The organism is Kribbella sp. NPDC002412 (assembly GCF_053592935.1).
In genome coordinates, this window is record NZ_JBSFBL010000011.1 from 72,247 (window position 1) to 85,242 (window position 12,996).

11 protein-coding genes are annotated in these 12,996 nt (G+C 69.1%); 8 read left to right on the forward strand and 3 right to left on the reverse strand.

Annotation, left to right across the window (positions count from 1 at the left end; all coding sequences use genetic code 11):
- Nucleotides 1-101: 101 nt before the first annotated feature.
- Entirely contained in the window at nt 102-1,703 is a 1,602-nt protein-coding gene (locus ACWCOV_RS11750) for a phage tail tip lysozyme (protein WP_449829214.1), read from the forward strand.
- Nucleotides 1,703-2,305: a PEGA domain-containing protein gene (locus ACWCOV_RS11755; protein ID WP_449829215.1), complete on the forward strand. Its 603-nt coding sequence runs from the start codon at nt 1,703-1,705 to the stop codon at nt 2,303-2,305. The genes ACWCOV_RS11750 and ACWCOV_RS11755 overlap by 1 nt, the downstream gene beginning before the upstream one ends.
- A gap of 4 nt (nt 2,306-2,309) precedes the next feature.
- Here ACWCOV_RS11755 and ACWCOV_RS11760 read toward each other — a convergent pair whose 3' ends face one another.
- Nucleotides 2,310-3,182: a dimethylarginine dimethylaminohydrolase family protein gene (locus ACWCOV_RS11760; protein ID WP_449829216.1), complete on the reverse strand. Its 873-nt coding sequence runs from the start codon at nt 3,180-3,182 to the stop codon at nt 2,310-2,312.
- Between the two features lie 246 nt (nt 3,183-3,428).
- Here ACWCOV_RS11760 and hisC point away from each other — a divergent pair, with 246 nt between their 5' ends.
- Complete coding sequence (gene hisC / locus ACWCOV_RS11765; protein WP_449829217.1) at nt 3,429-4,508, forward strand: histidinol-phosphate transaminase; 1,080 nt, start codon at nt 3,429-3,431, stop codon at nt 4,506-4,508.
- Entirely contained in the window at nt 4,505-5,221 is a 717-nt protein-coding gene (locus tag ACWCOV_RS11770) for an SDR family NAD(P)-dependent oxidoreductase (protein WP_449829218.1), read from the forward strand. Before hisC ends, ACWCOV_RS11770 begins: the two co-directional genes overlap by 4 nt.
- A gap of 362 nt (nt 5,222-5,583) precedes the next feature.
- Here ACWCOV_RS11770 and ACWCOV_RS11775 read toward each other — a convergent pair whose 3' ends face one another.
- Together ACWCOV_RS11775 and ACWCOV_RS11780 are read right to left on the reverse strand one after the other, a co-directional pair.
- Nucleotides 5,584-6,180, reverse strand: coding sequence for a hypothetical protein (locus tag ACWCOV_RS11775; RefSeq protein WP_449829219.1), 597 nt, complete (start codon nt 6,178-6,180; stop codon nt 5,584-5,586).
- Nucleotides 6,181-6,656: 476 nt separating this feature from the next.
- A complete protein-coding gene (locus ACWCOV_RS11780) occupies nt 6,657-7,604 on the reverse strand; it encodes an EamA family transporter (protein ID WP_449829220.1) in 948 nt (315 codons plus the stop codon).
- Between the two features lie 152 nt (nt 7,605-7,756).
- Here ACWCOV_RS11780 and ACWCOV_RS11785 point away from each other — a divergent pair, with 152 nt between their 5' ends.
- The 4 genes from ACWCOV_RS11785 (at nt 7,757) to ACWCOV_RS11800 (ending at nt 12,940) form a co-directional block, all read left to right on the forward strand.
- The gene (locus ACWCOV_RS11785; RefSeq protein WP_449829221.1) at nt 7,757-8,956 is read left to right on the forward strand and encodes a phytase; all 1,200 of its coding nucleotides are present in this window, start codon (nt 7,757-7,759) and stop codon (nt 8,954-8,956) included.
- 350 nt (nt 8,957-9,306) lie between these two features.
- Complete coding sequence (gene pdhA, locus ACWCOV_RS11790; protein ID WP_449829222.1) at nt 9,307-10,473, forward strand: pyruvate dehydrogenase (acetyl-transferring) E1 component subunit alpha; 1,167 nt, start codon at nt 9,307-9,309, stop codon at nt 10,471-10,473.
- Nucleotides 10,473-11,450: an alpha-ketoacid dehydrogenase subunit beta gene (locus tag ACWCOV_RS11795; RefSeq protein ID WP_449829223.1), complete on the forward strand. Its 978-nt coding sequence runs from the start codon at nt 10,473-10,475 to the stop codon at nt 11,448-11,450. The genes pdhA and ACWCOV_RS11795 overlap by 1 nt, the downstream gene beginning before the upstream one ends.
- Entirely contained in the window at nt 11,450-12,940 is a 1,491-nt protein-coding gene (locus ACWCOV_RS11800) for a dihydrolipoamide acetyltransferase family protein (RefSeq protein WP_449829224.1), read from the forward strand. Before ACWCOV_RS11795 ends, ACWCOV_RS11800 begins: the two co-directional genes overlap by 1 nt.
- Nucleotides 12,941-12,996 lie beyond the last annotated feature (56 nt).

The window sequence follows — 12,996 nt, forward strand, 5'->3', positions numbered from 1 at the left end:
CTGCCGACATGATGACCTGGTTTTCGGGCAGCATTTTCCCCAGTGGCCGCCCCTCTCCGCGATCCGCCGCGGAGGGCCACTGAGCCAGCGAGGAGCCGACCGTGGGTGACAGCAAAGCACTGCCGATCCTCGGCGGCGTCATGCTGGTGCTGGTCCTGCCACTGATCATCGTGGTGGCGCTGATCGTCGGCGGCCTGGCCAGCATGGACACCGCGGCGGCCCAGTGCGTGCCGTCCGAGTCCGAGAGTGCCGCGTTCGCCTGGCCGACCGACCGGCACGAGGTCGACCAGGGGTGGTCCGACCCCGACTCCGAGGGCAACAGCCACTCCGGGGTCGACTTCGAGGTCGACGAGGGCAGCAAGGTGTACGCGGCCGAGGACGGCGAGGTCGTCTCCACCTCCGACCGCCAGGTCCGGATCAGGCACGACGAGGGCATCGAGACCCGGTACAAGTACCTCAAGACCATCTCGGTCCGGGTCGGCGACAAGGTCGAGCGCGGCAGGCCGATCGGCACCTCGGGCTCGGAGGACGAGTCCACCCCGGGCCTGACCGGCGCGCACCTGCACTTCGAGATGTGGATCGACAAGGAAGGCGACGGCAACCTCGTCAACACCGATCCCGACCCGGACGACGACGCGTTCGGCGACGAGGTCGAGGACGCCGGCGGCGGCTGCGGCTGCAGCGACCTGTCCGGGTCGAACAACCAGCAGAAGGCGTTCAACTACTTCGCCTCGAACGGGTACTCCAAGGAGCAGGCCGCCGGGATCGTCGGCAACATGATCCACGAGTCCGGCGTGGAGCCCGGCCGGAAGGAGGGCACCGCGCCCGGCACGGTCACCAACCCGTCCGACGTGGTCACCTTCTCCGGCGGCTGGGGCATCGTCCAGTGGACGCCGGCCGGCAAGATGATCAACCCGTCCCGCGAGGCCGGCGTCGACGACGCCGTGATCGGCTCGCTGGAGTACCAGCTCGAGTTCCTCAAGAAGCAGCTGGCCGGCCAGACCGCGATCCCCGAGAAGCACGCCGGCGACATGCTCAAGCAGGCGCGGACGGTCGAGGACGCCGCGGTCGCCTTCGGCCGGTACTACGAACGCTTCCTGGGCTCCGACAACCTCAACCACGAGCGGTACACCCAGCGCAAGACCGCGGCCCGCGAGGTGCTCGCGACCTTCGGCGGGACCGCGCCCTCCGAGGGCGGCGCCGGCGGCTGCGGCGCGGGCAACGGCGACATCGTGAAGACCGCGCTCCAGCTCGCCTGGGACACCCCGAACCACGGCCACAACCCGAAGCCGATCAACCCGACCTACGAGCAGGCGGTGCGGGACCACAACGGCTCGTCCGGCGAGGACGTGCTGACCGACTGCGGCGTGTTCGTGGCGACCGTGATGCGGATGAGCGGCGTCGACAAGGACTACGCCCCGCGCGGCACGACCGCCCAGATGGACTACCTGCGCAGCTCCGGGAAGTACCAGATCTTCGACAACCTGAACAACGAGGGCCAGCTCAAACCCGGCGACATCTTCATCATCGACGGCCACACCTACCTGTACACCGGCAGTTACAAGGGCGGCGACGGACGCACCTACAACGCGGCGTCGGCGTCGTTGTACGGTCACGTGCCGGAGGCCTCGCACGTGTACTTCTCCGACTACCGCGGCCACTACACGGTGGCCCGGCTCAAGCAATCTGGAGCATCGGACTGATGGATGAGAACCGGCGGCTGTTCGTGCTCAGCGGCACGGTGGTCGTGATCGCGCTGATCGTGCTCGGTGGGATCCTGCTGTTCCGCGGCAACCCGGAGCACACGCTGACCGTGAAGTCGATCCCGAACGACCTCACCCTCACCGTGGACGGCAAGCAGGTCCCCGCCAACGGCGAGATCAAGCTGAAGGAGGGCAAGCACACGCTGACCGGCGAGCGGCGTGGCTTCCAGTCCTACACGCAGACGATCGAGATCAGCGAGGACTCGCAGTACAAGATGTACCTGTTCTCCAACAGCGCGGAGGGCCGCGCCTGGGAGAAGCAGCACCCGGGTGAGCAGCTCGAGGCCGAGGCGGAGTCCGGCCGCCGCTTCGACGAGCTCAACCGCCGGCTCGCGGCCAAGTACCCGATCCTCCAGGAGCTCCCGTACATCGGCCCCGGCTTCACCATCAACCAAGGCCTGTCCCAAGCCCACCCCGGCGACCCCGAGTACCTGGCCTTCTACATCAAGATCACCGACTCCGAAGGCCAGAAGAAGGCCCTCGAATGGCTGACCGGCCACGGCTACGACCCCGACAACCTCGAACTCATCTACACGAAGTAGACGGTCAGGCGGGGAGGATGAGCTCGCCGCCTGGGGTGCTGGCTGGGGTCAGGTCGAAGTCCAGCGGGTTGGTGAGGCAGCGGGCGGAGCCGCCGGCCTTGTGGAACTCGGTGAGGTCGAGGACGACCACCCGGAGGCCGAGGCCGGTGAGGAGGTCGTGCAGGCGCGGCGAGCAGGCCGGCATGATGATCGTCTCGTTCACGACGATCGAGTTGCCGCTGAACGCGAACGCCTCCTCGTCGGTGAGCACGATCGGCTCCGGCACGATCCGGAACAGCTCCGCCTGGCTCTCCGCGTCGAACGCCGCCGGGTAGATCATCGCGTGCGTGCTGTCCACCGGGCAGAACGGCAGGTCCAGGTGGTACATGCCCTCGTGCGTGATCCGCAGCCCGCGGACCCGGACGCCCCACTCGGCCGCCAGCCGCTTGAGCGCCCCGAGCTCGGTCCGCGGCCCGTACCCGACGACCAGGCTGTCGCCGTACACGAACGCGTCCCCGGACTCGAAGTGCGGCCCGACCCCACCCGACCCGATCCGGTCGAGCGTGAACCCGTGCCCGGCGAACCAGTCGCTCGCGGTCAGCGACTCCTTCCGCCGCGGCTCGAACCGCATGTGCGAGAGCATCGCCCGCCCGTCCGCGGTCGCCAGACCGAGGTTCATCGCGTACACCATGTCCGGCGAGTCCGGTCGCTGCGCCAGCACCTCGACCGCGCCCCCGGCGTCGACGATCGCCTGCCGCAGCGAGTCCCACTGCTTCAGCGTCAGCTCGGGGTCCGGCTGGTCCTGCGTGGACATGTAGGGGTTGATCACGTAGTCGATCCGGAAGTGGTCCGGGCGGACCATCAGATACCGGCGACCCCACTCCAGCGACTGACCCATGAGCACTCCCTTGTCCCGACCCGCGCCCAGCGGCCGCGGTGCACCTGTCCCACCGCGCTCGCGCGGTTGGACAGGTCCCACCGCGCTCGCGCGGTTGCCTTTGAGATCTTTTGACAGATCCCCTGATTGTCCGACAATCCGTCAGTGTGCAGTCCGGATTGCCGCGAGTCAAACGGCTGGACCGGGGTGGGCCAGACCACGTCCGGGAGGGTGGTTCGGGAGTGGGGTTGGAGCTAGCCTGCGGGCATGAGCGCAGAGGATGTGGTGCGGTTCCGGGCGTGCCTGGACGACGTCGCGGCTTACAAGCCCGGCCGTCCGCCGGTCCGGACCGACGACCGGCCGACCTACAAGCTGTCGAGCAACGAGAACCCGTACCCGCCGCTGCCCGGCGTCCTCGCCGCCGCCACCGAGGCCGCCGGCCAGATGAACCGCTACCCCGACATGGGCGCGGTCGACCTGCTCGAGGCGCTCTCGGCGCGGTTCGGCGTACCGACGAGTGACCTTGCGGTCGCGACCGGGTCCGTCGCGCTGCTCTACCACCTGCTGCAGGCCGCGTGCTCGGAGGGCGACGAGGTCGTCTACGCCTGGCGCTCGTTCGAGGCGTACCCGATCGCGGTCCAGCTGACCGGCGCGACGTCGGTCCAGGTGCCGCTGACCGACGACGCGCGGCACGACTTCAAGGCGATGGAGGCCGCGCTCACCGAGCGGACCAAGGTGGTCCTCGTGTGTACGCCGAACAACCCGACCGGACCGGTGGTGCGGCGTGACGAGCTGCTCGCGTTCCTGGACGCCATACCGTCGAACGTCCTGGTCGTGGTGGACGAGGCCTACCGCGAGTTCGTCCGCGAGCCCGACGTGATCGACGGCATCGACGTGTACCGCGACCGGCCGAACGTCGTCGTACTCCGGACCTTCTCCAAGGCGTACGGCCTGGCCGGCTTCCGGGTCGGGTACGCCGTCGGGCACCCGCCGGTGGTGTCGGCGATCCGCAAGTGCGCCCTGCCGTTCGGGGTCAGCCACGTCGCGCAGGCCGCGGCGATCGCGTCGCTCGCCGCCGAGGAGGAGCTGCTCGAGCGGGTCGACGCGCTGGTGACCGAGCGCACCCGAGTGGTCGACGAGCTCCGCGCGGCCGGCTGGGACGTCCCCGAGACCCATGCGAACTTCGTCTGGATGCCACTCGGCGACGACACCGTCGCGTTCGCGGAGGCGGTCCAGGCCGAGGGTGTGTCGGTCCGCCCGTTCCCCGGCGACGGCGCACGGGTCACCATCGGCGAACGCGAGGCGAACGACCTGTTCCTGTCCGTCGCCCGCGCCTGGCGCCAGTGACCTCGCTGATCTGGATCTCGGGCGCATCGGCCGGGATCGGCGCGGCCCTGGCCGCAACGGTCCCGTACGGCGACGCGCGCGTGATCGACGTGTCCCGGAGCGGCGGCGGCCCGGCCGAACACTTCAAGGCCGACCTGTCGGACCCGGCTGACTGGGCCCGCGTCTCGGAGCACTTCACTGAGGAGTTGACCGGCTACGACGGCGACCGCGTGGTGTTCATCCACAACGCCGGCACGATTTCTCCGATCGGGCCGGCGGATGCGGTCGACGGATCTGACTACACCCGCGCAGTTCTGCTGAACTCCGCTGCGCCGCAGGTCCTGGGCCGGGCGTTCCTCGAGGCGACCGCCGGGCTGACGTGCGAGCGCCACCTGGTCCTGCTGTCCTCCGGTGCCGCGAAGACGGCTTATGCGGGCTGGTCGTCGTACAACGCCGGGAAGGCGGCCGTCGAACACTGGGTCCGAACGGTCGGCGCCGAACAGGACACCGCCGGCGGCTGCCGCGTGATCGCCGTAGCCCCCGGCGTGGTCGACACGGCCATGCAGTCCGAGATCCGCTCGACGCCCGAACAGGCCTTCCCCTCCGTAGCCCGCTTCCACCATCTCAAGGAATCGGGCTCCCTCACCACCCCCACGGACGCCGCCACCGGCATCTGGTCCTTGCTGGCCCGCGACCTCCCCAACGGCTCCTGCATCGACCTGAGAAACCTGTAGCCCAGGTGAGCCGGCTGGCCCCGGACGGTGGTCGGCCGGACGGTCGGCCCGCGCGCGACGGACGGCCGGGGCGACGGACGGCCGGGGCGGCGCCGGCACTCGTGACCTGACACGTCCTCTGGTGGGCTCACACACGAAATAGCCTGTTCACGCCCACCGCTCCCCGCGCGCGCCCCCGGTTTCCTTACACACGGACCAGGGGGTGAAAAGAAGTGTGCCCGGCCCGCGCTGGGACGGGGGCCGGGCGTGGTGCGGCGCCGGGAGGAGTGAGGCTTGCTCCCGGCGCCGCTGGGTGGTGCTACCGAATCAGTCACCCCACCGAGGTGACTCCTTCGGGTCCTGCATCACTGACCAGGGAGGGGTCAGTTGTTCTGCTCGGACTCCTGCTCGCAGGTCTTCAGCGAGTCGATGGAGTTGCCGTCGTTGTCCAGGCCCAGGATGCCGGACAGGTTGGTGATCGGCACGTTGCCGCCGATGCCCGTGGCCGACAGCTCGTTGTGGCAGGCCTGGAACGGGCCGACGTTGTTGTTGCTCACGGAGACCAGACCGTGCGAGTCAGCCTTGTACCACTTGTGGTTGTTCTGCTCGCTGTCCTGCTCGCAGGTCTTGACGGCGGTGATGCTGTTGCCGTCGTTGCCCCAGCCGACGATGCCGACGACGTCGCTCACCGGCACGTTGCCGCCGATGCCGGTGCCGGAACCGAAGTTGTGGCAGGCCTGGAACGGACCGACGTTGTTGTCGTCGACGGCGACGAGCGAGCCGTCCTTCTTGATCCAGTGCCAGCTCGGGCCGCCCTTGCCGTAGCCCTTGCTCGCCACGGACGCGGCGTCGGCCAGGCCGGTGCCCTGAGCCTTCTGCGTCGCGTCGTCGAGAACGTTCGCGCTCACGACGGTGGCCAGGCCCAGCGTGGCGACGGTCGCCACGGCCGCGGCGGCGGCGATCTTGCGAGTTACCTGCATTATGCCAGGTTTCCTTTCGGGTTTGACGGATTCGTCTTAGTGGTAACGACACCTGATGGGGCCGGTTACAAACTTTTTCGTCAACTATTTGATCCACGCGGGCCCTCATAGCCGTCGTGTGATGACTTCGCTGACGAGACAACGAATCCGCCCTGACCAGGCAACTTGCCGGTAACCAGGTGCGGTTGGAGGCGTCCTCACTTTTACCGGCGACCGCCCGTAACCGATGCCGGAGTCCGTCGTTGAGTGTGCGCGGGTGACGGATGAAACCCGGTGATTCGGAAGATTGTTATCGGTGGGCTCGGTGGTCGCCGAATTGGCAATACCATGATGAATCGGAATATCGTTGGAACCATTGCCGGAGTTTCGCGCCGTGTTTTTTCGGGGCAGGGCGCCGGCCGGCAACAAGGTCCCGCTGCCGCGCGCATCGGCAGCGGTGGGAGACCCGGGTCCTCAGGGGCCCGGGTTCTTCCTTGTCAGGACGTCGTCCGCGGCCGCCGCTCGGCCGTCACCACCAGGGCCACCCCGATGATGATCACGCCGCCGCCGAACAGGATCTGCCAGGTCACGTGCTCGTCGAGGATCAGCCACCCGAGCAGTACGGCGACCGCCGGGTTCACGTACGCGTAGGTCCCGATCAGCGAGATCGGCGCGTTCGCCAGTAGATAGCTGTACGCCGTGTACGCGAGCAGCGACCCGAACGCGACCAGATACCCCAGCGCGATCCACCCCGAGCCGTCGATCCGGTCCAGGTGCAGCCGTCCCGGCTCTCCCCGCAGTACGCCGAGCAACAGCATCGCCGCACCGCCGAACAGCATCTCGTAGAGCGCCGCCACCAGCGGATCGCGCGGCAGGCCCAGCTGTGGCGAGAACCGCGAGCCCGTCGCCCAGCAGATCGTGCCGACGACCAGGATCGCGACGGACAGCGGCTTCGCGCTCGTGTTGCCACCTGACAACGCGAGCAGTGCGACACCGGCGAAGCCGATCAGTACGCCGACCCACGAGAGCGCGCGTGGCCGATCGCCACCGCCGACGCGCAGCAGCATCAGCCACAACGGGATCGCGGCGACCAGCAGTGCGGCCAGCCCGGACGGCACGGTCTGCTCCGCGATCGCGACCGCGCCGTTGCCGAAGGCAAGCAGCAGCAGACCGACCACGGCGGCGCCGAACGCCTCCTGCTTGGTCACCCGCAGCCGGCGCCAGCCCGACTTCAGCGCCAGGAACCCAGCGAGCAGGACACCGGCCACCAGGAACCGGGCCGCCATCCCGAGCATCGGCGGGATCTCCGCCTGGACGACCACCCGGATCCCGAGGTACGTCGAACCCCAGACGACGTACACGACCGCCAGGGCGGACCAGATCATCGCCGTGGACGCCTGGCGCCCACTGGTCTCGGGCACTACGGCGGCGGAAGCGGAGGCCATCGTCGTCCTCACTGTCAGGGGTGTAATGCCTAAACGATAATTACGGGCCGAGGTCGGGCGCAAGGCGGTTTCCGGCCAGCAATCCGCTGTTTCCCGCCACGCCATCGGGGCCGGGCAAGGTGCCCCGTGGTGCCGACAGTGAGGAGAGTGGGATGCGGGTCGCCGCTGTGGTGGTTGGTGCGCTGGCTGTGACGCTGGGTGCCCAGCCGGCGTACGCGAGTGAGCTTCCGAAAGTGACCGCGTCGGCCGAGACCGCGCCGAACTGGGACGACGACGCGGGCGGCAACGCCAACGCGGACGACCCGGCGATCTGGATCGACACCAAGCACCCCGAGCGCAGCGTCGTAGTCGGCACGCTCAAGAACGGCGGACTGACCGTCTTCGACCTCACCGGCAAGGAGGTGCAGCGGTTCGCCACGCCGCCGGCGCCCGCGCCGGGGCAGGAGCCCGGCCGGTTCAACAACGTCGACCTGGTCGGCAATCTCGCCGTCGTGACCGACCGTGGCCGGGACCAGCTCCGGATGTACGCCGTGAAGGCCGGCCGGCTCACCGACGTGACCAGCGCCGACGCGCCACTCGTGTTCAGCAAGGACACCGAGGAGGTCCAGGAGCAGCGGACCGCGTACGGCCTGGCCGCGACCGTGGTCAACGGTCAGCCCGTCGTCGCGGTGACCCGGCGCAGCGAGACCCGGGTCGGCTTCTTCCGGCTGGTCCCGGACGGCAAGGGCAAGGTCACCTACCGCCCGATCACCACGGTCGACCTGCCGAGCAGCTTCACGCTGACCGACGGCAGCACCTGGAGCCCCTGCGAGGAGCCGGGCGACCGGCCGCAGCTCGAGGGCATGGTGTTCGACCGCACCACGAACGACCTGTACGCCGCCCAGGAGGACGTCGGCGTCTGGCGGATCCCGCTGCACGGCAAGCCCGAGTTGCTCGAGAAGGTGCGCGAGTTCGGTCAGCCGGCCGCGTACAACGAGGAGACCGAGGAGTGCGAGCCGACCGGTCCGGTCAGCGCTGACGCCGGGAAGCACCTGAGTGCGGACGCCGAAGGGCTGACGATCGCCTACCGGCACGGCGTACGGACCCTGTACGCGTCCAGCCAGGGCGACTCGACGTTCGCGATCTACCGGATGGAAGGGCGCCGGCTGGTCTATCGCACCGGCTTCCAGGTGACGGACGGTCCGTGGACGGACGGCGTACAGCACAGTGACGGGGCGGCCGTGACGACCGAGCCGCTCGGGCCGCTGTTCCCGCACGGTCTGTTCGCTGTGCATGACGGCGAGAACACGCCCGGTGACGGCGACCGTGAAGGCACCAACTTCAAGCTCGTCCGGCTGGAGACGTTGCCGTAATCGGTACTTAGTTGTGACACATCTCGCATCGATCGCCGAGTGGCTGTCACACCGCGGGAAGAAGGGGGAAGATATGACCAGTTGATGGACTGGTGTCTCAGCCGGGGACCAGTTTCGGTACCGCCGTACCCGCGAGCGTCCAGACAGTTAGCGGATCAGGCAACCGCTGGGTACGGTGTCCGGCAAGTAGTACAGCCAGTGAGGCCGGTGAGGAGGTCTACTGGTACAGAGACAGTGCATCAACCCCTGGATCCACGCGGTCCTGCCTGCGAAGCCTCACCCGGCTGAAGGGCCGGCCCCGTGCAACGTTGCGGTCGCGGCGATCCCGCGCTCGAACCCGAGGAGTGCATGTGAGTGAGTCGGTGCCGGGGATTGCCCCGGAAGTGTTCGCGCCCGTCAAGGCGCCGGTCAGTCCGCCCCAGGCCTCCGAGGAGGTCGAGTTCGTCCAGCTGCTGACGCCCGAAGGTGAGCGCGTCGAGCACCCGGACTACACGTTCGACCTGGACGACGAGGCGATCAAGGGCTTCTACCGGGACATGGTCCTGGTCCGCCGGATCGACACCGAGGCGACCGCCCTGCAGCGCCAGGGTGAGCTCGGCATCTGGGCGTCACTGCTCGGCCAGGAGGCCGCGCAGATCGGCTCCGGCCGCGCCCTCAACAGCAGGGACATGGTCTTCCCGACCTACCGCGAGCACGGCGTCGCCTGGTGCCAGGGCGTCGACCCGCTGCGGCTGCTCGGGCTGTTCCGCGGCGTCGACCAGGGCGCCTGGGACCCGCGCGACAACAACTTCCACCTCTACACGATCGTGATCGGCGCCCAGACGCTGCACGCGACCGGGTACGCGATGGGCCAGCAGCGCGACCACGCGATCGGCGACGCCGAGAACGGCGAGGCGACGATCGCGTACTTCGGCGACGGCGCCAGCAGCCAGGGCGACGTGAACGAGGCGTTCATCTGGGCGTCCGTGTTCAACGCGCCGGTCGTGTTCTTCTGCCAGAACAACCAGTGGGCCATCTCCGAGCCGATCGACCGGCAGACCCGGATCCCGCTCTACCAGCGCGCGGCCGGCTTCGGCTTCCCCGGCGTCCGCGTCGACGGCAACGACGTCCTCGCGACGTACGCCGTCACCCAGCAGGCGCTCAAGCGGGCACGCGAGGGCAGCGGCCCGACCCTGGTCGAGGCGTACACGTACCGGATGGGTGCCCACACCACCTCCGACGACCCGACGAAGTACCGGCTGAGCGAGGACCTCGAGCACTGGAAGCTCAAGGACCCGATCGCCCGGGTCCGCGCGTACCTGACCCGCTCGGCCGAGATCGACACCGAGTGGTTCGACGAGATCGACACCGAGGCGGACAAGATCGCCGCCGAGCTCCGGGCCGGCTGCCTGTCCATGCCGGACCCGTCGCTGACCGACTTCTTCGACCACGTGTACGTCGAGCAGACCGCACAGCTGGCCGAGCAGAAGCAGCAGTTCGCCGCGTACGCCGCTTCGTTCGAAGGGGAGGGGCACTGATGGCGAAGATCAGCCTCGGCAAGGGCATCAACATGGGCCTGCGGGCGGCCATGGAGGCCGACCCGAAGGTCGTCGTGATGGGTGAGGACATCGGCAAGCTCGGCGGTGTCTTCCGGGTCACCGAGGGCCTGCAGAAGGACTTCGGCGAGGACCGGGTGATCGACACCCCGCTGGCCGAGTCCGGCATCATCGGCACCGCGGTCGGCCTGGCGCTGCGCGGCTACCGGCCGGTCTGTGAGATCCAGTTCGACGGGTTCGTCTTCCCGGCGTACGACCAGATCATCAACCAGGTCGCGAAGATGCACTACCGGTCGCTCGGCAAGATCAAGATGCCGGTCGTCATCCGGATCCCGTTCGGCGGCGGCATCGGCGCGGTCGAGCACCACTCGGAGTCGCCGGAGACGCTGTTCGCGCACGTCGCCGGCCTCAAGGTCGTCTCCTGCGGCGACCCGGTGGACGCGTACTGGATGATCCAGCAGGCGATCGCCTCCGACGACCCGATCGTCTTCTTCGAGCCGAAGCGCCGCTACCACGAGAAGGCCGAGCTGGACGAGACCGTGCCGCCGGCGCTGCCGCTGCACCAGTCCAAGGTGGTCCGCGAGGGCACCGACGCGACGCTGTTCTGCTGGGGCCCGATGGTGAAGACCAGCCTGCAGGCGGCCGAGGCCGCCGTCGAAGACGGCCGGAACCTGGAGGTCGTCGACCTGCGCACGATCTCGCCGCTGGACCTGCCGGCCATCTTCGCGTCGGTGAAGAAGACCCGGCGGGCGGTCGTGGTGCACGAGGCGCCGTACACGCTCGGCCCGGGCGCCGAGCTCGCGGCCCGGATCACCGAGGAGTGCTTCTACCACCTCGAGGCGCCGGTGCTGCGGGTGGCCGGGTACGACACCCCGTACCCGCCGTCGCGGATGGAGGAGGAGTACCTGCCCGACCTGGACCGGGTGCTCGACGGGGTCGACCGGGTGATGGAGTACTGATGGGCATCCAGCAGTTCCGCCTCCCCGACGTCGGCGAAGGTCTGGTCGAGGCCGAGATCGTCAGCTGGAAGGTCAAGCCGGGCGACACGGTCAAGCTGAACGACACCGTGGTGGAGATCGAGACGGCGAAGTCGCTGGTCGAGCTCCCGGTGCCGTTCGCGGGCACGGTCACCGAGCTCCTGGTCCCCGAAGGCGAGACGGTCCCGGTCGGTACGCCGATCATCGCCGTCCAGACCGAGTCCGAGGTCCTCACCGAGGACCTCGTCCCGACCATCCCGGACGAGCCCGAGGCCGGCAAGATCGGCGGCGAAGCCCCCGGTGGCCGCACCGCCGTCCTGGTCGGCTACGGCCCTCGAACCACGGAAGCCAAACGCCGCCCCCGCAAGGGCGCCGCCGGCTCAGCGCCGGCTGCTGGTGAGGCTGCCGCGCCGTCGGTTGGTGCCCAGCCCGGCATCGCTCCTGGCGCCGTCGCCACCAGCGCCGTAGGCGCCGCGTCGGCACCGGCGTTGCAACCCGCGGCAGCTGCCGCCACCGGCGCTCAGGCTCCGGCGGCCCCGTCCGCTCCGCCCGTTGCCGGAGGCAACGGGGTTACGGGATCCGTGCATGTGTTGGCGAAGCCGCCCGTGCGGAAGCTCGCCAAGGATCTGGGGATCGACCTCGCGACTGTCACCGCGTCTGGCCCGGGCGGCATCATCACGCGGGCTGACGTCGAGGCGTACGCGTCCGGCGCGCAGGCCGCGGAGCCTGCGGCTGCGGTCGCACCGGTGGAAGCTGCTCCGGTGGTGTCCGGGCAGGGTGACACGCGGGTGCCTATCAAGGGTGTGCAGAAGGTGATGGCGCAGGCGATGGTGGCCAGCGCGTTCACGGCGCCTCATGTGACCGAGTGGATCACCGTCGACGTCAGCGAGACGATGGCGCTGGTCGAGCGGCTGAAGGGCGACAAGGCGTTCCGCGACCTCAAGGTGTCGCCGCTGCTGGTGGTCGCGAAGGCGGTCACCCTGGCGGCCCGCCGTACGCCGATCGTCAACGCGGCCTGGGACGAGCAGGCGCAGGAGATCGTCTACAAGGGCTCGATGAACCTCGGCATCGCCGCGGCCACCCCGCGTGGCCTGATCGTGCCGAACATCAAGAGCGCCGACTCGCTCACGCTGCCGGACCTGTGCCGGGCGCTGAACGACCTGGTCGCGACCGCGCGCGAGGGCAAGACCCAGCCGGCCGACCAGGCGGGCGGCTCGTTCACGATCACCAACGTGGGCGTGTTCGGGGTCGACGCCGGGACGCCGATCATCAACCCGGGTGAGGCCGCGATCCTCGCGTTCGGGGCGGTCCGCAAGCAGCCGTGGGTGGTGGACGACGAGATCGTCCCCCGCTGGATCACCACGCTCGCGCTGTCCTTCGACCACCGCATGATCGACGGCGAGAAGGGCTCCACCTTCCTCGCCGACGTCGCCGGCATCCTCGAGGACCCAGCCCGAGCCCTGATGTTCTGACGTACAACGCAAGGCCCGGGTCGGTTCGCCACCCGGGCCTTTGTGTTGTACGGCCC

Excerpts from the sequence above, each read along its gene's own strand:
- ACWCOV_RS11775 (WP_449829219.1), bottom strand. The coding sequence starts at position 6,180 with ATGCAGGTAACTCGCAAGATCGCCGCCGCCGCGGCCGTGGCGACCGTC.
- hisC (WP_449829217.1), top strand. The coding sequence starts at position 3,429 with ATGAGCGCAGAGGATGTGGTGCGGTTCCGGGCGTGCCTGGACGACGTC.
- ACWCOV_RS11780 (WP_449829220.1), bottom strand. The coding sequence starts at position 7,604 with ATGGCCTCCGCTTCCGCCGCCGTAGTGCCCGAGACCAGTGGGCGCCAG.
- ACWCOV_RS11795 (WP_449829223.1), top strand. The coding sequence starts at position 10,473 with ATGGCGAAGATCAGCCTCGGCAAGGGCATCAACATGGGCCTGCGGGCG.
- ACWCOV_RS11760 (WP_449829216.1), bottom strand. The coding sequence starts at position 3,182 with ATGGGTCAGTCGCTGGAGTGGGGTCGCCGGTATCTGATGGTCCGCCCG.
- ACWCOV_RS11755 (WP_449829215.1), top strand. The coding sequence starts at position 1,703 with ATGGATGAGAACCGGCGGCTGTTCGTGCTCAGCGGCACGGTGGTCGTG.
- ACWCOV_RS11785 (WP_449829221.1), top strand. The coding sequence starts at position 7,757 with ATGCGGGTCGCCGCTGTGGTGGTTGGTGCGCTGGCTGTGACGCTGGGT.
- ACWCOV_RS11800 (WP_449829224.1), top strand. The coding sequence starts at position 11,450 with ATGGGCATCCAGCAGTTCCGCCTCCCCGACGTCGGCGAAGGTCTGGTC.